Raw genomic sequence first — 22,309 nt, 5'->3', positions numbered from 1 at the left:
GGACATACATCATTTAACCCTTACATTACAACCTACAGGCCTGCTAGAACTTGGGCTTGGATTTTTCTTGTTTTGGATACTTTCGAGTGCATTTTCCAAATATCTCATGTTGGCACTTTCCGGAACCTGTGGGTTATTGTCTATTGCGCCACGATAAGCTACTGCAAACCCCGTTTGGCTAGGGGTAATCACAACCACCTCAGGGAGTTTCGTAACCCCGAGCTGCTTGGTCAAAAGCTGGGCTCCATCATCCAACACCGCCAAACCAGAAACTTTCCCCTTAAACCTCTCTAGCACTGCTGGTTTATTTTCTTCCTCATCATTGCCAAAGTGTGGATTCACCATCACAAAGACAAAACCATCCTTGGAAAAATTATCATGCAACGCTATCACCCTATTTTCATATAACTTTGAAAATGGGCAAGACAAAGTTGTAAACACCAACACAACGGCCTTTGAATCACTGTAGGAATCCAATTCGAAAGACTCACCGGTATGGATATTTTCCAGGCTAAACCCTTCTACCCTCTGTGCAAATGATTGGATTGAAAACAGGAAAAACAGAACAGGCAAAACAGAAGTCGCTTTCATGATGATTTTATTTTGATTCATCTATAAATATACCAACAAACTCTTTACCAAATAGTATAAGTGAGCACCATTTCTCCTTCTACCTGCACTTCAACTTGGTAAAAATGGTCAGAAAAATCTGTGTGATAGACTTTTCCCTGAATCACTTTGTCTCCCAAAGCAAATGGCTTCAGCAGAATATTATCTTTCAGACTAATCCCTTTTCTCCCTTGGCATTTGTATATGGATTCTTTGGCTGACCAAGCTATCGTGTATAGCAAAGGGTCTTCTTGCAAAAACTCCAACTCAGAAGCCGTCAAAAACTTTGGCCCGAGTCTGACAATCTTCTCTCTAACATAGTCCAAATCAATTCCCACAGGCATATCTTTATGGAAAATCGCAGCAGCCAACCCTTTGGTGTGGGTCAAGGAAACATAACCATAGCCATCCATCGTATGTGACTTCCCGTGTTCATCCTTGTAAAAGCCCGGATATGGAAGAGATATGCTGTCTAGAGCATACTTGATCGCCAGCCGGGCAGCTTTCCACTCTTTCATTTTCTCGACATGGGAGATATTGGAAAGGGATAATTTTTCACGAAAACTCAAAAAAGCCACTTCATTTTCTGAAACTTCTTGAATATTATTGATCGCCAAGGCCGATAAAGCACTAATTTTTTCTATTTTTGTTTGCATTGCCCTATTTGGGTTTTGGATTGCTTACACTGCAATATATGTCGAAAATACAAGTCAATAAACTTCATACGCTTACAGGACACAATGACTGCATCTATGCATTGGCAGAAGGATTTGATCCACGATTTTTCTACACTGGTTCTGGTGATGGAATGGTGGTAGAATGGGACTTAATCAATCCTAAAGATGGTAAATTAATTGCCAAATTACCACATTCTGTATACGCTTTGGAGGTGGATAAAGAAAAAAAGCTGCTTTTCATTGGTCACAATTTCGAGGGTATCCATGTCATTGACCTTCAGGACAACAAGGAAATCTGGTCTTTGAAAATCACCGACCAATCCATATTCGATATCAAGTCCGTTGGCAACGAGCTATTTGTAGCAACTGGAGATGGTGTAATCACAGTCATTGACATCACAGAAAGATCCATCAAAAAACACCTAAAACTCAGTTCGAAAAGTGCCAGGGTAATGGCAGTCGATCAGGAAAAGAAAAACCTGGCCATAGGTTTTAGTGACCACTCCATCAAAGTCATCAACACGGATGACCATGCTCCCACCCAACTCCTAAACGGCCACAGCAATTCTGTATTTGCTTTGGCATACTCCCCTACCCAAGACACACTTATCAGTGGAGGCAGGGATGCTTCATTGAAATTCTGGGACACCAATACCTATCAGGAGACAAACAAAGTGATAGCACACATGTTTGCCATCAATTTTCTTTCGTTTAGAGAAGATGGCATGTTTTTTATAACTTGTAGCATGGACAAGTCCATAAAAATCTGGGATGCCGAGAGCCACAAACTGCTCAAAGTGATAGACAAAGCAAGGCACGCAGGCCATGGTACATCCATCAACAAAGTGCTTTGGAGTACATATAACCAATCTATCATATCGATCAGTGATGATAGAAGTATTTCGATTTGGAAAGTAGAAATTTGAAAACTATGAAGATGACAGCATTAGAAATCCGCAAAAAGACTTTTGAGAAAAATTTCAGGGGATACGACAAGGAAGAAGTAGACGCTTTTTTGAGTGACCTATCAGCAGAATGGGAAAAAATCAGCACTGAAAATGAAGAGCTCCGAAAAAAACTCGATCAGAGTAACCAAGAAGCCAACAAACTCAAGGAGGTAGAAGCTTCCCTATTCAGAACTTTGAAAACTGCGGAAGATACCGGTGCGAGCATCATCGAAGAAGCCAATGATGCCGCCGAACATATCGTACAGGAAGCCCATCAGAATGCCGAAGCTATGCTCAACGATGCCAAAACACAATCCCAAAATCTCATCGAAGCGGCAGAAGGGAAGGGAAAACAGATCATGGCAGAACTGAAAGCTGACGTCACTGATTTGGTGAATGGTTATGAGACATTGATCCACCAGAGGGAGTTGATTTTGAAGAACCTGAAGAAATTGGCAGAAGACATTGAGGACAATATCAGTGTTTCCACTAATGACATCAAGAAAGTCAATGTGAAAATCCACCAGGAAATGGTGGAAACACTCAACAAGAACAATGCATTCACCATCGCCAACATCAATGACCTGAAAGAAGAAGAGATGGTCAAGCACACATTGGAAGATGCCGCGCCTGAAATCGAAGAGAATCCAGTATTGGAAGAAGTGGATGACCAAGTTGTTGAAGAGCAAACCGAGCAAGTTGAATTGGCTGATGACTTGAAAAAAAATGAAGAGGAGTCAACTGACTTGCCTGAACTTGAAGTAGAAGCAAAAGACAACCAACCAGATCAAGAACCTGAAGAAGACAAAAACAAAGGGAATAAAAGCAGTTCATTCTTTGACGATATAGATTGATGGGAAAAGTATCACTAGAAGGGATAGAGTTTCATGCATACCATGGTGTATTTTCAGAAGAAACCAAATTGGGGAATCGCTTCACAGTCGATATCCATGTTGACACAGACTTCAAAAACGCCATGCTTCATGACCAGTTGAAAGACACCGTGGATTATGCCAAAATCTATCAAATAGCCAAATCCCATATGCTGGAACCAGTGAAGTTATTGGAACACCTGGCACACTTGATCATCACAGATATCCTCAAAATCTACCCCTCTTCAAAGCAAGTCTCCGTCACCATCAAAAAACACAACCCTGCAATCGGAGGTGTGGTCAACTTCTCAGTAGTAACCGTTTCATATCCTGAAGATTATGCTTAAGAAAACACTTTTCTATTTCTGTTTTACTTTATTGAGCATCTCAGCTTACTCCCAAAACAAAATTTATCAAATCTATACAAAAGAAGGTGATTTGGTTGAGGAGGAACTACTCTACAAAGCTGTAAATGAAAACGAGATCATCTTTTTTGGGGAATTGCACAACAACAGTGTTGCACATTGGCTACAGCTCCAGATGCTCAAAAACCTAAAGCAAAATCAATCAAATGTCGTTTTGGCGGGTGAATTTTTCGAAAGGGATGATCAATTGAACATCAATGAATGGCTGGAAGGAAAAATCACTGACAAAAACTTTGAGGCTGAAGCAAAGCTTTGGAACAATTACGGGACAGATTACAAGCCATTGATGCTTTTTGCAAAAGAAAACCAAATCCCCGTAGTCGCATCAAATATCCCAAGAAAATACGCCTCTTTGGTGAGCCGTGAAGGACTGGGAAGCCTTGAACAACTCTCCCCGGAAGCAAAATCCTATATAGCTCCCTTGCCTGTAGCCGTGGATATGGAACTTCCTGGATATGCAGGCATGAAGGAAATGATGCATGGATCTAGTATGAATGTCGACTTTATGGTGGAAGCCCAAGCCATCAAGGATGCAACCATGGCTTATTCACTTTTTGAATACATCGGGAAAGGGAATCAGATTTTCCATATAAATGGATCATACCATTCTAACAACTATGAAGGAATCGTCTGGTACTTGAAAAAGGAATATGAAGACGCTTCAATTCTTACCATTGCAACTGTAGAACAAAATGACACCTATTCACTGGAAGAAAAATCAAAGGGAATTGCAGATTTCATTATTGTCCTACCAACGGATAGTCCGAAAAGTTATTGACAAAGAATGTATAGCAGAGCAGAAAAATCGAAAATCAGAAAAGACTTTTGGACGGCATTTGGACAATACATGAAACCTGTACCTTCAGAAACTGGAGTTCGTGTCAATTGGTCCAACTACAAGACTGGCGTCAAACATATTTTTTTCAGAATGAAAGCCGAGTTGGATTTTGCTTCTATTGGCATTGAGATCAACCATGCTGATGAAGAACTGCAACAGCTGTTTTTCGAGCAATTTCTCGAATTCAAAAAAATCCTCCACACTGAACTCAATGAAGAATGGGATTGGGAATTACACCATATCGATGAATCAGGAAAAATCGTATCCAGAATCCAGAAAACAATCTCCCGGGTCAATGTAATGGATCAAAACGACTGGCCAAAAATCATTTCCTTCCTCAAACCACGAATCATCGCCTTGGATGCATTCTGGGCAAATATGAAGCCTGCATTTGAGGAGCTTTGAAGATATAGGATTGGAAAATTGAAAGAATTTGTCCCGATTTCTCGGGATTGAAATATTGGAAAATTATTGACGCTGATGTGATTTCACATTTTATTACAGGTGGACAGATTACTTTACTCCCCAGTATTTTTCCCTATCCAATCAAAATTCTGGATAAAGTCTATGCTGAAATATCAAGAATGCCTGGCAGAAAAACTGAAGTAGACAATCTCCTTCAATTCAAATTGATAGAGCAAATCTATTTAAAGAAAACCCTACTCCACCTCCACTCTCTCCAACAAAATCTCAGAAAGCAATTCCAATTCCCCTGCTTTATACAGAGTTCCCATTTCTTCTACAGACTTGGCCCCATCGCGAGGTTTGTAATTTTCATAATCTTGAAGGATCAAGCCATTTATTTTATGGTGACGGATGGCTTTCCGGAAGCGAACTCCACCTCCATCCGTATGGTAAGAATATGCCAAGTAATCCATCAAAAAAGTATCTTGATTGATCCAATATAGAAATTCATCCTCGAAATCCTCTCCACCACCTTCTTCCGAAAAAGTCACTTTGACCAAGTGATAATTATTCCCTTCAATTTCAGTTTCTCCTATATATGTCTTGAAAACAGCAGGGTCGTTCAGCCCATAAGGCAAAAAAGCAAAATATGCGACTGAATTGACTGAATTTGAAAATGCCTTTTCCCGCTCTTCTTCAAGCCGTACTATTTCTCCATTGACCTTACGGGTGAAACCTCCATTGTTCAAGACATCCTTTACTTGTCCGCTGCTATCCGAAAATTCCCGAGTGTACTCAAATGAACCTTGGGATTTGAAAATGGTGTAATGTCTATTTCTAAAGTCAAAGCTGATCTTTGCTTTTTCGAATATTTCTCCACCATGGGCAAGGATCGCCTGATCGATGATTTTCTCTACTTCTGTGCGCTGCTTGCAACTGAGCAAAACAGAAAATGCAATGAGTAAAATCAATATATTCCTCATAATCAATCGATAAAGCTGTAGGAAACAATTTCTCTAAGGCGAACATGATTCCCTAAGCTATCGGCTTCATAAACCTCTCTTTTGGATGGGAAATCAATCCCACGATACTTGATCGTTTCGACAGTATTACTCACAGCAAACCCATTTTTATTTTTAAGCTTATACCCTATAAACTCATTAGTTCCAGGCAAGAAATAGCACGAATAAACATCTGGCTTTACAATTTTTTCTTCCGCAAAAATGACCTCTACTGTCTCTACTTCTTTCTCATCCATCAACTTGATTTTACTTCCGTAAGTAATCTTGGAAGCATTTCCGGTTATCCCAAAAGGCATAGTAAATGCCAGAAAAGCATTCTTGATTTCAGCTTCTTTACCAGCCAAAAACCCTTCGTTCTGAATATCATTTTCTCCCATCAGATATTTGGTCTTCAACCCATCGAAAGTAACGATGTGCTTAATGCTGTCTTTTTCCCAAGAGTTTTTGGCTTCAAAAAAAGGTTTTAACCTGAACTCCATCTGAAATTCACTGGACTTGCTCACCTTTCCCGATTCATCAAACTCTTCAACTGTTCTCAATACCGAGAACTTTTCCAAGTCATCCCAAGCACTTTCAGGGTCATGAAAATCCAGTGATTCTTCTATGATCTTTTCCGCTTTTTTGCTTGGTGATGTTTCGCAGGCTAACATAGCCAACATGACAATAAAGGGTATATACTTATGAATTACTTTCATTGAATTTTATTTACTGTAAATCTCTTCAAAAAACTCCAAATTATCATACCAAAAACAATTCCATATTGAATTAACAGTAAAAAAGCATCTTCTTCTACCAACTCATTCCTATAAGCTGCATAAGACAGGAACACAGCTCCACTCCAAGCCAGAAAGACTTTGTCTTTGGTCAAAAGACTCAAACCAAAAGCAGGAATCAAATACCAAGGGTGAACTGTAGTTTGAAACAGTAAATAAACCAAAAATACCCCAACCATTGTTTCAACCAATTCAGTTGTTTTTTGGATCTTTCTTAAGAAAACAAGCCATAGAATCAATGAAAACGCCAGCAAGTTCAAAATTGGCCCTAGCGTTTGGATAGGATTATAATCCAGCCAAAACCCCGAGACCCAACGAAGAATGTAATAAATCGAAGCATTGAATTCAAAAGAACTTTGGTATAGCCTAAAGCTTTTCCAAAAGTTCAAATAGCCATTTTCAAAGCCCAAAGGGATCAAACTGAAGAAAATAAAGACACTTGAATACACTAGGAATCTATACAAATGCTTCCTTTTCCATGCCATCAACCAAATCGGCAACATCATCATTGGGCTTAATTTCACTCCCACAGCCCATGCCCAAGAGATCCCCGTACTTTTAGCAAGTTTTTGATGATAAAAATAAATCGAAGCAAGTAGTCCTGACAATACAATTCCTTCAAAATGTAAATTCCCCGTCAACTCCAATATTATCAAAGGATTGAATGCATAAAGCCAAAGGTTTGAAAGCTGTATTCCCAATAAGCCCAACAAGCTATAAAGTAGGTAAAAGACCAATCCTTCAAACACCAAAATCAGTAAGCGAAGAATCACAATATTGGCAAGCAAATCCTCCCCTCCCAAGGCTGCTATATAGAAAAACAATTGATGAAATGGAGGATAGACAGAATAATACCCTTCTGAATTCATTCCTTGAAGCAAAGTACTCCAATATGGATTTCCTTCAATTGAAAGAAAGGAAATCGAATCTTGTGGGAGATATAAATAGGGATTTATCCCATTTCGGATCAGTTGTCCATCAAAAACAAACCTGTAAAAATCGTCGGACAGTACAGGCTCCGATACCAATAAAATAATCCTCAACAAAAACGCAATCGTCAATCCCAACTTTAAAGAAACCTTCCATTGATCAGCAAATCGGTAGATAATCAAACAAATCCCAAAACAGACGGCATACAACCCCAAATGAACCAAAAAATCACTTCGATCAAAGCAATACCCCATTATAAATAGAGCTATTGCGTAGATCAAAGTGATCAAATAAAATTGTATTTTATTTTTCAATAGGAAGCTATTAAAGGGTGCTGAATTAATTTTTATGATTATCCGCTACTTTTTCAGTAACTAAATAACAAAGGTATAAAGTTGCAGATAATCGTTAACAGTTAACAGCCAACAGACTGGATAGACCCTTTCTTGAGAATGATATACAGGGCTACTGGCAAAGAAGCGCATATCGAGTTTCCCCGTCTAATATCGTGTCTTTGCTTCTTGAAGAGTCTTCTCGCTTCTTTGTTTCTTGCACCCTTTACTTGCCCTCTTTTTTCTCGTGTCTCGCCTCTTGCCTCTTGCCTCTCGCCTCTCGCTTCTCGCTTCTCGTCTCTTGGCTCTCGTCTCTCAATACTTCAATTTCAATTCATCCCTCAAGAACTCATCCTCCACTTTGTTTCTTTTCCAATAGTCTAGCACTTTGACAGCTTTTCTTTTTGCTAGGGTAATTTCTTTTGAGCCATCAGATTTGGTTTGGATTTCTTCCCAAGCCAAAATTTCAAATGGAAAATTCTTCTCAAAATCAATCTTCAAAACCCTAACTCCAGAGCTGTATGTCAATTCAAGTTGCTTTCTATCGGTGCTTATATCCTGAATTCTGATAAATGCCTCCTCTGCCGCCAATTCCTGATGGCTAAAGCGTTGATAAAACAAAGACGGAAATATGCTCACTCCCCCTAAAGGAATCTCAGAAGGGGAAATCCGTATCAAATTCCACAAATCATCCTCTGCCAAACCTGTCACAGAAATAGATGCATCACCTTCTTTTTCAAAGTACGAATTCAATTTCCCAGAATAAGAGTTTGTACCGGACAAGTTGATTTGGGAAAAACTCTGACCACACCACTCCTGAACACTTGAAGTGAATTTAAGCCCCTGAGACTTTTCTTTAGTCGGTGTAAATGCAGAAAGCATCATGTGATATGGGTAGATTCCTGTCACGAAATCTCGGGTTTGGTTCATTTTCAAAACCCCAATTTTGTCTTTTCCGGCATCATCCGGATTATCCAGCTTCACCTGCTTTTTTCTTGAAAAATCCTCCGTGACAAAGATCAGGACAGCTTCCCCCTGACGCTCTTCACCATACCGATATTGCTTCAAGTCAAAACTACTGATCTCAGCTTTTCCCTGAAACCAATATTTCCCCCATTGCTCAAAATCAATATTTTCACGAACTGGCGCTTTTGAACAGGAAACAATAAAAAGGATCGCTGATAAAATCAAAAGTGATTGGATTTTCATAGCTATAGTTTTTGATAGAATACTAATTTAGGAAAAATGGGTTAGATATATATGATTATCCACAGAGACACCAGTAGTTCGGGTCTGCTTAAAAACACAAAACCAATTGGTAATGTATGCAAATATAATTTTTACTTAAAACAACCTGTAATTTTTGATTTCATTGAGGAAATTAACTGCGCTAGTCGGGTTGATTATCAAAATGAATGCTATGCCAAACAATGCCCCATATAGATGTGCATCATGATTGACCCCATCATTTCCTTTCTTAGCTTGCACAACAGAATAGATCAAAAACAAGACCCCTAGCGCAAATCCCGGCAAGCAAATAATCCCGAACAAACATATATCAGATAGCGGCATCAATATAATACTGGAGAAGACAGTTGCTGCCACCCCTCCACTTGCCCCCAAAGCCCTGTAATAGCTATGGTTTTGGTGCTTAAGGTACGTCGGTATATCTGCGACGACTATAGCCACCACATAAAAAAGCACGAACAACAATGTGCCTGGAATAAACCCAAACCGATACAGCAAAAACTGCTCTATGGCACCCCCAAAGAAATAGAAGGTGAACATATTGAAAAGCAAATGCATGCTGTCTTTATGGATAAACCCAGAAAGTACAAAGCGATCATACTGTTTCCTGTTTTTGATAAGATAGGGTGTGAACATCCACCTTTCCAGAATCGCTGGGTTCGTGAGCCCCCAATAAGATGTCAAAACGGTGACCACAATTATGATCACCGTCGTTGATAATTCTATCATTTATTTTGGTTTTTAAAAGCCTCTTTTACTTTTCTCTGTGTACAAGGTCTTGAGTCAACTCCAACAGAAGCTTGAAACCCGACAAATTGGGTACATGCAATGAATGATACTGATCAAAACTTTTTTTGAAATATTCCTGCATTTTGGCTTCGGCCAGTTCCTTGATTCCAATTTGGTCATAAATAGTGGTCACAGCTTTTACTTTCTCCTGCTTATCAAAACCATCTTTTGCAATCCACTCTTCCAACTGGGTTTTCAATTCTCCCTGAGCCAACTCTTTGGCTTTGATCAGCAAAAAGGTTTTTTTATTGGCTATGATATCCCCTCCTACTTGCTTACCGAATTTGGCTTGGTCTGCATATACGTCCAAAAGATCATCCTTCAGCTGAAAACCGATACCGATATTCACCCCAAAGTCATACAGCTTTTGCGCTTCTTCTTTGGGAGCATCAGCCAATAAGGCACCAAACTGCAATGCAAAGCCCAACAAAACGGCAGTTTTTTGCCTAATCATATCAATGTAATCTTCCTCGGTCACATTTTCGACCTGCTCGAAATTCATATCATGCTGCTGTCCTTCGCAAACTTCAGCGGCAGTCTGATTGAACAAACGGAGAATCTCGGGGAGCTTTTCAGGAGATATATCCACCAACATGCCATAAGCCTTGACCAACATCACATCACCGGATAAAATTGCGGTATTTGCATTCCACTTTTCATGAACTGTCACCTTTCCTCTTCTCAGGGGGGCATCATCCATGATGTCATCATGCATCAGTGTGAAATTGTGAAACACCTCTACAGCAGCTGCTGGAGTCAAAATCGATTCATAATCATCTTTGTATAGAGCATAAGCCATCAAGGTCAACAGCGGGCGAATTCTCTTTCCCCCAAGACTCATGATATAGCTGATAGGCTCGTATAACTCAAATGGCGAATCCCCATACTGGAATCCTTGGATATGATTTTCTAAATCTTGTAAAAGCTTATCTACGCTTACGGGGTTTGTTGTTTGATTCATTACCTGCAAATTCCAAATCTATTGTTCTTCTATCTATATCAGTAGCGACTACCCTGACATCCACTTTGTCACCCAAAGTGATCATTTTTTTATTGTTAGAGCCTATCAGGCGCATGTTCTTTTCATCAAATTCATAATAATCGTCATCCATATCCTGGACCCTGATCATCCCCTCACACTTGGTCTCTGTAATCTCGACAAAAACTCCCCACTCAGTAACTCCAACTACAATACCTTCATAATCTTTGTCCTCCGCAAGTGCCATAAATTCAACCTGCTTGTATTTGATAGAGGCACGTTCTGCATTGGAAGCCCTTTTCTCCCTATCCGAAGAGTGAAGACATTTATCTTCCCAAGTTTCTGCTTCCGGTGACTTCCCTCCATCAAGGTAATGCTGCAACAGTCTATGCACCATCATATCGGGATACCTCCTGATTGGCGAAGTGAAATGGGTATAATGCTTGAAAGCCAGCCCAAAATGACCTTTCGGTTCCACTGTGTAGATTGCTTTCGCCATACTTCTGATTGCAAGCTGCTCCAAGACATTTTGCTCTGGCTTCCCTTGGATTTCGTCCATGAGTTGGTTCAAAGCTTTGGAGATTCTACTCCCCTCACCTACCTTGATTTCATGACCGAATTTTTTCGCAAAATTGGAAAATGTTTCCAAACGCTCCAAATCCGGGTAATCATGAACTCTATATACAAAAGTATCGGCTCCTTTGTTTTTATCATGGATAAATTCAGCCACTGTCCTATTCGCCAAAAGCATGAATTCCTCAATCATCTTGTGGATGTCTTTCCGTTCTTTGACGAAGAGTCCCAAAGGCGTCCCTTTTTCATCCAATTTGAACTTTACTTCCACAGTCTCAAAATTCACAGCCCCTTTGTCAAATCTTCTCTTTCGGAGTTTCTTGGCCATTTCATTCAAAAAAGTCAATTCAGTAAAGAAATCCCCTTCTTGATTATCGATATTTTCCTGAGCCTGCTCATAGGCAAACCTTCTGTCTGAATGTATGACTGTCCTGCCTATCCAATGTTTGACGACATCGGCATTTTCATCCATTTCGAAAACACATGAAAACGTAAGCTTATCTTCATTTGGACGAAGGGAACATAGTCCATTGCTCAAGCGCTCTGGAAGCATCGGAATAGTCCTATCTACCAAGTAGACAGAAGTTGCCCTGTCATAGGCTTCTTTTTCCAAACCTGTTTTGGGTTTCACATAGTGGGTCACATCGGCGATATGAACACCTATCTCGAAGTTGCCATTATCTAGCTTCCTGTAAGAAATGGCATCATCAAAATCCTTCGCATCTGCCGGATCAATGGTAAAAGTGGTAATCCCCCTAAAATCCTTCCTGTTTTTGATCTCTTTTTCGGAAATTTGATCTGAAATAGCTTCAGCTTCGGCGGTGACCTCTTCAGGGTACTCGAATGGCAGTCCAAACTCTGCCATGATAGAATGGATCTCAACTTCATGCTCCCCAGCTTTACCCAATACCCGGGTAACTTTCCCTGTAGGGTTTTTATCACCTTCCCTCCACTCAGTCAATTTGACTACTACTTTCTGGTTGTGCTCTGCTCCACCCAATTCACCTTTGTGTATAAATATATCATGGTGCATTTTCTTGAAATCAGGCACTACAAATGCAAACCTTGGAGAAATCTCGACCCTGCCAACAAATTCATCCCGGCTTCTTTCCAAAAGTTCTAGGACTCTTCCTTCCATCCTACCGGTGTTTCCTTTCAAAGGATATACCATGATCCTCACCCTGTCTCCGTCAAGCGCATTTTTTAAGTCTGCCTCCTTGATGAGGATGTCTTCCTCAATCTTATACTTGGCATCTGCTACTATGAAAGCAAAGCGGGGATTTACAAAATCCACAACTCCTTCAATAAACTCAGGCTCTTTGTTGGAAGAGAAATAGTTCCTAGGTGATTTGGAAATGGAACCACCTGCAGCGAGCTTGTGCAAAATTGGTTCGACGCCTCCTTTGATCACAGAATCTCTGATTTCCAATTTCTTTACGATCTGCTTGGAGTTGAATTCTTCCCCATAATGATTATCCAAAAAGTTTAATACTTTTCTAGCCAACTGGGCGGAGTCCATTACTTTTCCACCCTTAGCTTTGCCTTTTCCGGCTCTGTTATTTGATTTTCTTCCCATAAAAATGAGTTTTTTTTAATTTCTTTAATTCGTTAAATAATGAGGCCTGAAATTTAGGATTTTCAGACTTGTTTAATTGATTGATGTGAAAATGGTGGTGATTATTGCATTCGAAGCAATTGTTGAAACTGCTTACTGAAAAATGGTGATTACAAATCTTAATTTCCTGCTTGATTCTCAAAACATCTCTTCTTCTTTCAATTCTATAAAGTTAATAAAAAAATATGCGTAAAAATGGTTCACTTAGTATTATTTAAATTTTTAATAATATACTCCCCAAAGGGATTTACCATTTTGGAAAATCCCTCCAGGAGACCAAATTGCCAGAAGAACGATTTTGGTTGGCATTCCCACCGCTATTCTCAATCTTAAAAAGTCCTAAGGAGCATTATCACAGTAATAGACTCCAAACTTTGAGATTTCACAGATTAAATTTTGAAATAACACAGAATGAATTTTGAAATAACATGAATACAATTTTGAAATAACATGGGTCTTATTTGTGGACAGAATGGCAAAAAAATGAACGTCAACTCACTCCTGATCAAGATCCAAATTAATAACTTCAAACTCAATTTCTGGTGGCAAACCCTGAAAAGCCAAATAAATCTGGGCAGTCACCAAAACATCCCTCAAACAGTATTCCCTGATAGCCTGAAGGTCATTTTGATTGTAATAGGCATCATTCACTTGCGAGCCATCAATCCCCTCCTTAGAAGTAGGTATATCAAAAACAGCTGCCAACAATTCCAATCTTGTGTAATGCTTGTAGTCGCCAAATTTCCATAACTCCAAGGTATCCAAATGGCGTATTTCCCAAGGCTTCTTACCAGCCATCTGAAGCGGCTCAGGCAAAGGGATTCTATTGATCAGAATCCTTCTGGAGAGGTAGGGAAAATCAAACTCCTTTCCATTATGGGCACAAAGAACCCATTGCTTTTTTCGCAACAACTCAGAAAATTCAAATAGTGCATCATATTCGGAGTCGGACGCAAAGCTTTTGGTTCTAAAAATCAATTCTCCCTTTTCTTTATCAAACTTAAAATATCCTACCCCCACACATATCACTTTGCCAAATTCAGCATAAATCCCTGCTTTCTCAAAAAAAAGACTTCCCTCAGCGATATCTTCTTCTGGTTTTTTGATGAGCTTTTCTTTCTTGACCCACTCTTCTTGAAGCCTCCCGGGAAGTGCATCGAAACCAGGCTCGCAAGAAGCTGTCTCTATATCCAAAAACAGAACATCACTCAATTCACTCAAAAAATTATTCATGTCTGTATCATCTATGCAATACACCTTCGAGTCCCAGCTCGGGAATCATACGAACATTCGAAGGATCCATGCTACCTTCTGTAAATATAAACTTTTTGTCGAAAACTTGATCCAAAATATAATAGCTCACCCAAAATTCATTGTTCAAGGCGAATACTGCCGGATCGATCGGCTCAACCTTGGCTACAGACTCTGCACCCAGCTGCTCGATCATATGGCGAAGAATGGATGTTTTTTTCTCTTCCCCATCTATCAGCCCATAACCTTTGGATGTGATCAAGACGGTATTCAGCTCTATCAGATTCAAATTGATGATATAAACTGACCATTCTATTTGACCATTTACCTCTTCTTTAGCTATAGCTAATTTCACTCCAGTCACCGGATGAAAATCAATATCTTTTTTCATTTTTTGTAAAATAAATAACCAATCTAATCAATAAGCTCCATCTCAAACAATGAAGCGATATGGCCTTTTAATTTTTCCTTCACTTCCAATTCATCTACTGCCCTTCCAAGCTCCAAATGCATGGAAGTAACTGCCTTATCGGTAATGCCACATGGGACAATATTTCTAAAATAATCCAAATCAGCATTTACATTGAAAGCAAAACCGTGCATGGTCACCCAACGACTGGACTTTACTCCAAGTGCACAGATTTTTCTTGGGTTTTTCTGCTCTATATGATCCAGCCAAACTCCAGTCAAGCCTTCGACCCTACCTGCCTCTATTCCATATTCTGCCAAAGTAAGGATAACAGCCTCTTCAAGAAATCTCAAATATTTATGGATATCCGTGAAAAAATTATCCAAATCCAAAATTGGATATCCGACCAATTGTCCAGGACCATGATAGGTGATATCACCACCGCGATTGATTTTATAGAATGTCGCCCCTTTTTCTGCCAATCCTTTTTCATCCAACAAAAGATGTGACAGCTCGCCACTTTTACCCAAAGTATAGACATGGGGATGCTCTACAAACAAAAGATGGTTATCCGTCATTTGCTGTCCGCTATCACCCAGTTTCCTGTTCTCAATTTTCAAAGCGACGGTTTTGGCAAAAATCTCTTCCTGAAAATCCCAAGTTTCTTTGTAATCCTTGAGTCCAAGGTCTAGATATTTTACTTTTTTATTTATAATTTGATTCACAGTTTACCTTTGTTTCTTTGACAAACGCCAATTACCTGTTTTCAGTTCTGACAAGCAATTGGTAGTTTAAGGGATTTTTAAAATGATTTTTCAAAATTAAACAAATATTGCTATGGCAGAGCATAATGAAAAAGGAAAGCGTGCTGAATATCTGGTAAAAGATTGGCTGGCAGGAAAAGGCTATGCTTTTAGAGAAGCGAATTATAGACACAGCCACGCAGAAATCGACCTGATTTTTGAGCACAAAGGCATCTTGGTCTTTGTAGAAGTGAAATTCAGAAGCGGTACAGGCTTTGGCTATGCGGAAGAATTTGTTGATTACACCAAGAGGCGGTTAATCATCAAGGCTGCCGACCACTACATCCACGAGAAAGATTGGCAAAATGACATCCGATTTGATATCGTAGGAGTATATCAGGATAAAAATGGGAATATCAATTTTAGGCAATTTGAGGATGCTTTTTACTGAAGTTTAGTTGATTGGTTATCGGGGAATGGTTAGAGGTTTCATAAACTTGTCTGCCGTGAGTGGATTGGAAGGTTGGAAGGTTGGAAGATTGGAAAATTGGAAGGTTGGAAGGTTGGCTGACGCACGAAAGTGGGTAGATAGCATTCTTTGTACATGATACTTCGTGCATTGTACATCGTTTAATCAAGAAAAATCTTGTGGAGATCAAGTACAACCTCTGTGAATACACGGCGACCTGCACAGGCAATACAACATACATTGTGTTTCTTTAGCCCTCTATGTTCCAGTGCCAACGCCACACATTTTCAATACCCAAAAGGAGGCCAAGATAAACCATTGGTTTTCAAAACACAACAACTGGATTTAGGACTAAGGGTTAGGTTTGTGTCCCAACCTTTTTCTTCTACCTATTCGGCTTAAATTTCTCGACATAATTCTCAACAGGATCGAGTGATTGCAAATAACTGTAAATGGCCTTTAGATCTGACTCTTCCATACCCGAATACATAATCCAGGGCATAATCGTCTGAAAATCCCCTAAAGCTACTTTTTCAGGAACATAACTGTCCGTACTGTACATCTTGAAACGCTGAACAAACATCTCTTCTGTCCAATTTTTCAACCCACTTTCATGTGGAGTAAGGTTTGAAGTAACCAGCATCCCTCCCGGCATTTCCATTTCCCTACCCCCTGCCAGTCTTTCCCCTGTAAAACTGCCATTTTCAAACTTGGTATGGCAATCTGCACAGGCCGCAGCATTGACTAAATATCCTCCATAAGCAATCTGATCAATTGGATCGGGTTTTTTAGTGAGTTTGGCTTTTTCAGGTATCGTTCTCAGAATCAAACTAAAGGGAAAATCAGCCTTTGACTTGGGGTGATTCGTTTTTACCGGATCCAATGTCCTGACATATGCAATCAGGGCTTCCAAATCCTCCATGTCGAGCTGTCCATAGTTTTTGTAGGGCATAATTGGAAATATGGCAGAACCATCCTTGCGCACTCCAGTTGTAATCAATCTCAAAAGTTCACCATCTGTCCAATCCCCTATTCCCGCAGGAGTGATATTGGCAGAAATAAACACTCCTGGAAAACCCATTGTCTGATCAAAAACTTCACCTCCAGAACTCTCGGTTCCCGGGATGATTGGCCCTGAAAAAAGACTAAAATCCCTTACGGAATGACAATCCACACAGACCATCACATGATTCGCAAGATATTTTCCATAGGCTACTTTTTCTTGGGTAATCGCTACCTTGAAATCAGTGGGGGCATCCCCCACGCTTGGTAAAGCAATCCTGATGTAAGCCACTGCCACCAAGATCAAAATTATTAGCCCTGTAGCTAAATATGCCAAAATCATCAATCCTTTTTTCATAGCTGTCCGGTTGAAATGTCTAGATTCTTATGGCTAAAAGTCACTTTTTTAGATTGAAAAGCTTTCACCCAAATGGGTGATTTTTTGTATTTCAGTCAGAAATCACATTTTCCGAGAATAATTTCAAGCGATGAATTAGGTCTGTTCTACTTTGAGCTTCTGTTTTTATGAAAATATTTTTGAGATGTGTCTTAATGGTATTTTCACTGACATATAATTTTCTTGCGATTTCCTGATTAGACAATCCCAATTCCAATTGTCCTATAACATCAATCTCCCTCTCTGTCAGGGGAGTTGGAAGATTTATATTGATCATAGAAAAGTCCATCTGCTTTCTAAGTTGGGCTGGAGCTTTACTCTTAATCGATTCTATCTCCAAAAGTTGGACTTTCCTTAATCCTATCATTTTTTTATATCCCACAAACACCAATGAAAAAAACAACAATGTCAATAAAGCCAAACCAAAATACCTTCTGTTGATTTCGGCTCTAAGTGCAGCCTCTTGCATCTGTATCTGCTTGTCTTTTTCTATCAGACCAAACTTCGCCTGCATCTCTTCAAATGCCCATTGCTTTTGTTCAGTATTGATACTATCATTTACCTCATTGTACCGCCTCCAGTATTTGACTGCCAGATCAGGGGAGCCTATCAACTCATAGGCTGTGGCAAGTTCTTTCGAAACCTGCTTTTTCAATTCCAGGCGATCAGTCTGACGAACCATTTCATCTGCCAACAGCAAATCCTTAAGTCCAGCATCTTCCAGGCCCTTTTTGATCTTAAGGATTCCGAAGTAAGCCAAAGCTCCGATTTTCTCATGCGGACTGCCGGGTTTCAGCTCCTTAAGACCCTCCTCCAAATTTATATAAGCCTCATCAAGCATTTCCAAATTGTATAAAGCGGCACCTTTACCTATTTTGATCGTTGCCTTATTTCTGTTATCCTTAGTAAGGATTGCTAAGTTTTCAGCACGGTTGAATGCCTGAAGACTCCTTTCATAATCATTTAAAAATGAATACAAGATCCCCATATTGTATTCGGAATTCAAAACACCCACCGAATCCTGAAGCAATAATTTTAAATCTTTTGATTTTTGATACGTTTCTAAGGCTTTGCTAAAATCCCTCCTGTGCCTGTATATTATCCCCAAATTGTTCAATGCATAGGCTTTTCCTTCAAAATAATTGATCTCCTCACTGAGTAAAAACGCCTCTTGGTAGAATTGAATTGATTTGGTGTAATCAGACTGGTAATAATATGCCGCACCAATAGAATTCTTGATTTTAGCCACACTTTTTTTATCCCCAATCTGATCAGCAAGACTCAATGCAAATTGAAAAGTATCGATCGCATCCGAAAACCGATCACTAAACTCAAGAGCCAGTGCCTTTTGATATAAATTCCATATTTTTCCCTGGTGAAAATTGATACTACTTGCCAAAAGGAATCCATGTTGACTGTAATAGATAGAAGAATCCAAATGTTCCTCTAAATGATAATACGCCAAATCCCTATAAACCCATACTTTGTTCGTGTCAAATTTCACCTTTTCCAATTCCTGTAAAAGACTATCAATTTTATTTTGGTTTGCCGATAAACTCCCGAAAAATAACGTAAACGCGACCAGACAACATAAAAAACAACTTATGTTTAGCCTAATCATCAAATACCGAAAAGGGACAATATGTACACGATAAGAATCCATATAAACAACAAGCAAATCTAAATCCTGCTATTTTTTAAATGAAAATCCATATTCACAAAAACAACAGATGAATCAACAAGCAAAACTTACTTGAATCTAACGATTTATATGAATAAGAGGAAAATTATGAAATATTATTCTGAAATCAATTAGATAAAAAATATCTCAAAAATGATTCAAAAGTGGTGAATTCAAGGGGTTCTTTTTCTAACATCAAGGATATCAAAAATGGACTTTCGGCTATTGAAATATGAACCAAGTCTTTGGGAAAAACCAACTTGTTTTTCCTGATGACCAGCTTAAGCCAACGTACCAACTTCTCCTCACCAAGGATTTTTGGATAATCATATGCTTTCGATTCCTGAACTTTTCCAGTCAAGAGATCAAACTTCAAACTGTCATTTGGAAGGAGCAAATTGATCTTATTGCTCACAATCAGGTCCTCAGGACTACCGCATACCAGTGGTAAACCACACTGCATCAACCAAAATTCATCTGCTGTCTCAATCGCAATATCCAAATCATGGGTAACAACCAAAACAGCTTTCTGCTCTTTCTGGGCAATCTCCCTGAGTAAATGCATAATCTCAAAGCGATTGATCAGATCCAAATGGGCTGTAGGTTCATCCAAAATCAATATCTCCCCATCCTGCGCCAAAGCACGTGCGATCATGACTTTTTGAAGCTGCCCATCACTCAACTCGCTCAAAACTTTATCTTTCAAATATGCGATTTGTGTTACTTCAATTGCCTTTTCCACCTTCGCATGGTCCAAACCAGACATACTCCCCAGCCAAGTAGTATGTGGAATTCTCCCAAGTGACACGAGTTGATATACCGTCACATTCCCCAAACTCACTTTGTCCGTAAGGACGACCGCGATTTTTTTTGACAATTCTTTTTGGGGAAAATTTTCAAGAGGTTTCCCTTCCAAAAATACCGTCCCTTGGAGTACCGGCAACTGACCCATTATTGTTTTTATCAAAGTCGATTTACCTACCCCATTTGGTCCCAGCAAACAGGTCAATGCACCTTTTTTCAGCTCAAATGCTATATCTTCTGCAACTACAGTCTCTTCACCTTGTTTTTTGTACCCAAGTTTCAAGCCTTTTGATTTCAATATGATTCTCCTCGCTTCCAATCCCATATTCTTAAAACTCTTTGCTGAAATTCCTTTTCAAAATCAACCAAATCACCATCGGCGCACCTACCAAAGATGTCACCGCATTGATTGGAAGTGTCTGTGCAGACCCTGGGATCTGGCTGATGGCATCACAGATCAACAATACGATTGCTCCCATCAAGGCAGATGCAGGGAAAAGAATGCGGTGGTCTCCAGTTTTGAAAACCAACCTAGCCATATGCGGTACCGCTATCCCAATAAACGCAATCGGTCCACAAAAGGCTGTTGCCGATCCCGCCAATATCCCAGTGCTGATGATCATCGCCCATCTTAAACGATGGATATTGACACCCATACTTTTTGCATAAGCTTCGCCGAGCAGCATGGCGTTGTATGATTTTATAAAAATAAGGACGGGGATGATCCCCAACACGCTTGCAAAGAAAAACAATTCCAATTGCCCTGAATGGGTACTTCCCAAGCTCCCCATCGACCAGACAGTGTATACTTTCAGCTGATTGGCATCGCTGAAATATGACAATACTGATACTATCGCACCAGCCAAGCTACCGAACATCAAGCCAACAATCAGCAATGTCATGCTATCCTTCACCCTCCAGGCTGTCAAACTCATCAGCAGAAGTACCAAAATAGCCCCGATCGAAGCTGCAAATACCACTGCCCACAATCCAAATCCCCCGGAGAAAAAGCTTAGCCCAAAAGCAGACCCTGCCATTACCAACAAGGCAACTCCCAACCCTGCCCCAGAACTAATTCCCAGCACAAATGGTCCAGCCAATGGGTTTCTGAAAAAAGTCTGCATCTGTAGCCCACTCACGGATAAGGTGATCCCCGCCAAAACTGCCGTAAATGCTTTTGGAATCCTGTAGCCAAACACGATTATTTCCCAAGATTTTCTGCTAAACTCATTTCCGAAAAAACTCATGCCGATTTCAGACACAGGAATGCTTACAGATCCTATGCTTAAATTCACCAAAAAAACCAGCACACAGCTTATGGTCCCAAGTACAAACAGAAGGAAATAATTCGGCTTATTTTTCATTCAGTTTTGAGTAAAAATATAAAGAATACTCAGGCAGAACACTAGGATGAAGGATTTTGATCAAGTCCTTCAGGATCAAATCAGGTCTCATATACCCCAATTCAAAATATTCTATCCCTCCTGTCTCCCCTTTTTTGGAGGTATAAGAGTAAACATTCCCATTCTTGAACGCCCCAAAATCCGCATACCTCCTATCCGCACCTTTCATTGCTTCCAATGTAACAAAATCAGAAGCCCCAAGCCAGTAATCTGCTTCTTGCGCTTTATCCAAGACATATTCATAATTGAGCTGGGCACTGCCAATTCCTGATTGCTCTTCGAAGATATACTTTCCTCCAGCGGCCGTCAGAAGCTGTGCTCCCCAGGAATCATTGCCAGGAACATACCAGATATCTTTGTACATCACTCCTGCCATCACTGAAGGCTTGGTATCATCTGATATCACAGAAACCAAAGCCAAAGCCTCCAAATATTCATGCTCTATCTCTTCAAACACAACTTTGGACTCCTCGTATTTGCCCAGCAAAACCCCTGTGAATTTTATCCACTCTGCCCTTCCCAACGGGTGCTGTTCTACATACTCCCCATTGATCACTGCCGGTACACCCGCTGTTTTCAGAAGCTCCAAATTTTTCAGATCTTCACCCATAGTAGAAATCATCACCCAATCAGGCTCCAAATCGATCATCATTTCCACATTGGATTGTGCCCCCGAACCAAGATCTTCTACCAATCCAGCGCTGATTCGCTCCCTTGCTTTTTTTGAAGAAATTAAGTTTAAGTTGGGAAATCCAGCCAGTTTTTCTGTGCAATCCAACAAATCCAAATGCGGAATTTGGGTAGTCGATGTCAAAACGACCTTGTCAATAGGCAAAGTAACTACTGCATCAAAAACCCCTTCTGGGCGAGCAACTTTCCCATTCTCCATCACCAAATACCTAAATGGCTCATGCTCCCCTGGGAACGCCTGCGTCACTTCCAAAATCCAAAAACCTTCCCCATTAAAAACCTGAAAACCTGTAGCGTAGGAGTTTTTAAAAAAATCTTTACTCTCTATTTTAACATTCTTTTTTTGTCCACAGGAAACAAAAACCAACAAGAAAACAAGAGTAATAAATTCTGATTTCAGAAGTGTGATATATCGCATTTTTTTCG

23 protein-coding genes are annotated in these 22,309 nt (G+C 39.9%); 6 read left to right on the top strand and 17 right to left on the bottom strand.

What is annotated here, in order from left to right:
- Positions 1-9: 9 nt before the first annotated feature.
- Positions 10-591: a thioredoxin-like domain-containing protein gene (locus ACFSKL_RS19550; protein WP_376888558.1), complete on the bottom strand. Its 582-nt coding sequence runs from the start codon at positions 589-591 to the stop codon at positions 10-12.
- A 44-nt stretch (positions 592-635) separates the two neighbouring features.
- Positions 636-1,265 (bottom strand): 4'-phosphopantetheinyl transferase family protein, encoded by a 630-nt coding sequence (locus ACFSKL_RS19545; RefSeq protein WP_376888556.1) that lies wholly within the window; start codon positions 1,263-1,265, stop codon positions 636-638.
- A gap of 38 nt (positions 1,266-1,303) precedes the next feature.
- Between ACFSKL_RS19545 and ACFSKL_RS19540 the strand changes: the two genes are divergently transcribed.
- From ACFSKL_RS19540 to ACFSKL_RS19520, 5 genes are read left to right on the top strand one after another with little or no spacing between them, the layout of a single operon-like run.
- Positions 1,304-2,212, top strand: coding sequence for a WD40 repeat domain-containing protein (locus tag ACFSKL_RS19540; RefSeq protein ID WP_376888555.1), 909 nt, complete (start codon positions 1,304-1,306; stop codon positions 2,210-2,212).
- 11 nt (positions 2,213-2,223) lie between these two features.
- Positions 2,224-3,087: a DivIVA domain-containing protein gene (locus ACFSKL_RS19535; protein ID WP_376888554.1), complete on the top strand. Its 864-nt coding sequence runs from the start codon at positions 2,224-2,226 to the stop codon at positions 3,085-3,087.
- Complete coding sequence (gene folB / locus ACFSKL_RS19530; RefSeq protein WP_376888552.1) at positions 3,087-3,452, top strand: dihydroneopterin aldolase; 366 nt, start codon at positions 3,087-3,089, stop codon at positions 3,450-3,452. Before ACFSKL_RS19535 ends, folB begins: the two co-directional genes overlap by 1 nt.
- Complete coding sequence (locus ACFSKL_RS19525) at positions 3,445-4,308, top strand: ChaN family lipoprotein (protein WP_376888551.1); 864 nt, start codon at positions 3,445-3,447, stop codon at positions 4,306-4,308. The genes folB and ACFSKL_RS19525 overlap by 8 nt, the downstream gene beginning before the upstream one ends.
- Positions 4,309-4,314: 6 nt before the next feature.
- Positions 4,315-4,773 carry a DUF4268 domain-containing protein gene (locus ACFSKL_RS19520; protein ID WP_376888549.1) on the top strand — a complete coding sequence of 153 codons (459 nt, stop codon included), beginning with the start codon at positions 4,315-4,317 and terminating at the stop codon, positions 4,771-4,773.
- 254 nt (positions 4,774-5,027) lie between these two features.
- Here the strand turns inward: ACFSKL_RS19520 and ACFSKL_RS19515 are convergent, their stop codons facing one another.
- From ACFSKL_RS19515 to lipB, 10 genes are all read right to left on the bottom strand, one after another.
- Positions 5,028-5,756, bottom strand: a complete 729-nt coding sequence (locus ACFSKL_RS19515) for a DUF6503 family protein (protein ID WP_376888548.1) — start codon at positions 5,754-5,756, stop codon at positions 5,028-5,030.
- Between the two features lie 2 nt (positions 5,757-5,758).
- A complete protein-coding gene (locus ACFSKL_RS19510; protein WP_376888546.1) occupies positions 5,759-6,490 on the bottom strand; it encodes a DUF6503 family protein in 732 nt (243 codons plus the stop codon).
- A complete protein-coding gene (locus ACFSKL_RS19505; RefSeq protein WP_376888545.1) occupies positions 6,487-7,812 on the bottom strand; it encodes an MptA/MptB family glycosyltransferase in 1,326 nt (441 codons plus the stop codon). Before ACFSKL_RS19505 ends, ACFSKL_RS19510 begins: the two co-directional genes overlap by 4 nt.
- Before the next feature lie 333 nt (positions 7,813-8,145).
- Positions 8,146-9,039 carry a hypothetical protein gene (locus tag ACFSKL_RS19500; protein ID WP_376888543.1) on the bottom strand — a complete coding sequence of 298 codons (894 nt, stop codon included), beginning with the start codon at positions 9,037-9,039 and terminating at the stop codon, positions 8,146-8,148.
- Positions 9,040-9,174: 135 nt separating this feature from the next.
- Positions 9,175-9,804, bottom strand: coding sequence for a rhomboid family intramembrane serine protease (locus ACFSKL_RS19495; protein ID WP_376889129.1), 630 nt, complete (start codon positions 9,802-9,804; stop codon positions 9,175-9,177).
- Positions 9,805-9,832: 28 nt separating this feature from the next.
- On the bottom strand, positions 9,833-10,828 hold the full coding sequence (locus ACFSKL_RS19490; protein ID WP_376888542.1) for a polyprenyl synthetase family protein: 996 nt from the start codon (positions 10,826-10,828) through the stop codon (positions 9,833-9,835).
- Complete coding sequence (gene rnr, locus ACFSKL_RS19485) at positions 10,794-12,995, bottom strand: ribonuclease R (protein ID WP_376888541.1); 2,202 nt, start codon at positions 12,993-12,995, stop codon at positions 10,794-10,796. Before rnr ends, ACFSKL_RS19490 begins: the two co-directional genes overlap by 35 nt.
- 534 nt (positions 12,996-13,529) lie before the next feature.
- Positions 13,530-14,267, bottom strand: coding sequence for a 3'-5' exonuclease (locus tag ACFSKL_RS19480; protein WP_376888539.1), 738 nt, complete (start codon positions 14,265-14,267; stop codon positions 13,530-13,532).
- A 7-nt stretch (positions 14,268-14,274) separates the two neighbouring features.
- Positions 14,275-14,676, bottom strand: a complete 402-nt coding sequence (locus ACFSKL_RS19475; protein ID WP_376888538.1) for a hypothetical protein — start codon at positions 14,674-14,676, stop codon at positions 14,275-14,277.
- A gap of 23 nt (positions 14,677-14,699) precedes the next feature.
- Positions 14,700-15,419, bottom strand: a complete 720-nt coding sequence (gene lipB / locus ACFSKL_RS19470; protein ID WP_376888536.1) for a lipoyl(octanoyl) transferase LipB — start codon at positions 15,417-15,419, stop codon at positions 14,700-14,702.
- 112 nt (positions 15,420-15,531) lie between these two features.
- On the opposite strand from lipB, the gene ACFSKL_RS19465 reads away from it, so the two are divergent.
- Positions 15,532-15,888, top strand: coding sequence for a YraN family protein (locus tag ACFSKL_RS19465; RefSeq protein WP_376888534.1), 357 nt, complete (start codon positions 15,532-15,534; stop codon positions 15,886-15,888).
- Positions 15,889-16,291: 403 nt separating this feature from the next.
- Here ACFSKL_RS19465 and ACFSKL_RS19460 read toward each other — a convergent pair whose 3' ends face one another.
- The 5 genes from ACFSKL_RS19460 to ACFSKL_RS19440 all read right to left on the bottom strand — a co-directional run bounded on the left by ACFSKL_RS19460 (position 16,292) and on the right by ACFSKL_RS19440 (position 22,301).
- On the bottom strand, positions 16,292-17,266 hold the full coding sequence (locus tag ACFSKL_RS19460) for a c-type cytochrome (protein ID WP_376888532.1): 975 nt from the start codon (positions 17,264-17,266) through the stop codon (positions 16,292-16,294).
- 91 nt (positions 17,267-17,357) lie between these two features.
- A complete protein-coding gene (locus ACFSKL_RS19455; protein ID WP_376888530.1) occupies positions 17,358-18,809 on the bottom strand; it encodes a tetratricopeptide repeat protein in 1,452 nt (483 codons plus the stop codon).
- A 304-nt stretch (positions 18,810-19,113) separates the two neighbouring features.
- Positions 19,114-20,115, bottom strand: a complete 1,002-nt coding sequence (locus ACFSKL_RS19450) for an ABC transporter ATP-binding protein (RefSeq protein ID WP_376888528.1) — start codon at positions 20,113-20,115, stop codon at positions 19,114-19,116.
- 4 nt (positions 20,116-20,119) lie between these two features.
- Entirely contained in the window at positions 20,120-21,154 is a 1,035-nt protein-coding gene (locus ACFSKL_RS19445) for an iron chelate uptake ABC transporter family permease subunit (protein WP_376888526.1), read from the bottom strand.
- The gene (locus ACFSKL_RS19440; RefSeq protein ID WP_376888525.1) at positions 21,144-22,301 is read right to left on the bottom strand and encodes an ABC transporter substrate-binding protein; all 1,158 of its coding nucleotides are present in this window, start codon (positions 22,299-22,301) and stop codon (positions 21,144-21,146) included. Before ACFSKL_RS19440 ends, ACFSKL_RS19445 begins: the two co-directional genes overlap by 11 nt.
- Between the last annotated feature and the right edge of the window lie 8 nt (positions 22,302-22,309).

Origin of the sequence: Belliella marina (assembly GCF_042682445.1) — a bacterium.
Classification (GTDB): domain Bacteria; phylum Bacteroidota; class Bacteroidia; order Cytophagales; family Cyclobacteriaceae; genus Belliella; species Belliella marina.
The sequence above is the reverse complement of the archived record's forward strand: the minus strand, read 5'-3'. Positions and strand labels throughout refer to the sequence as shown.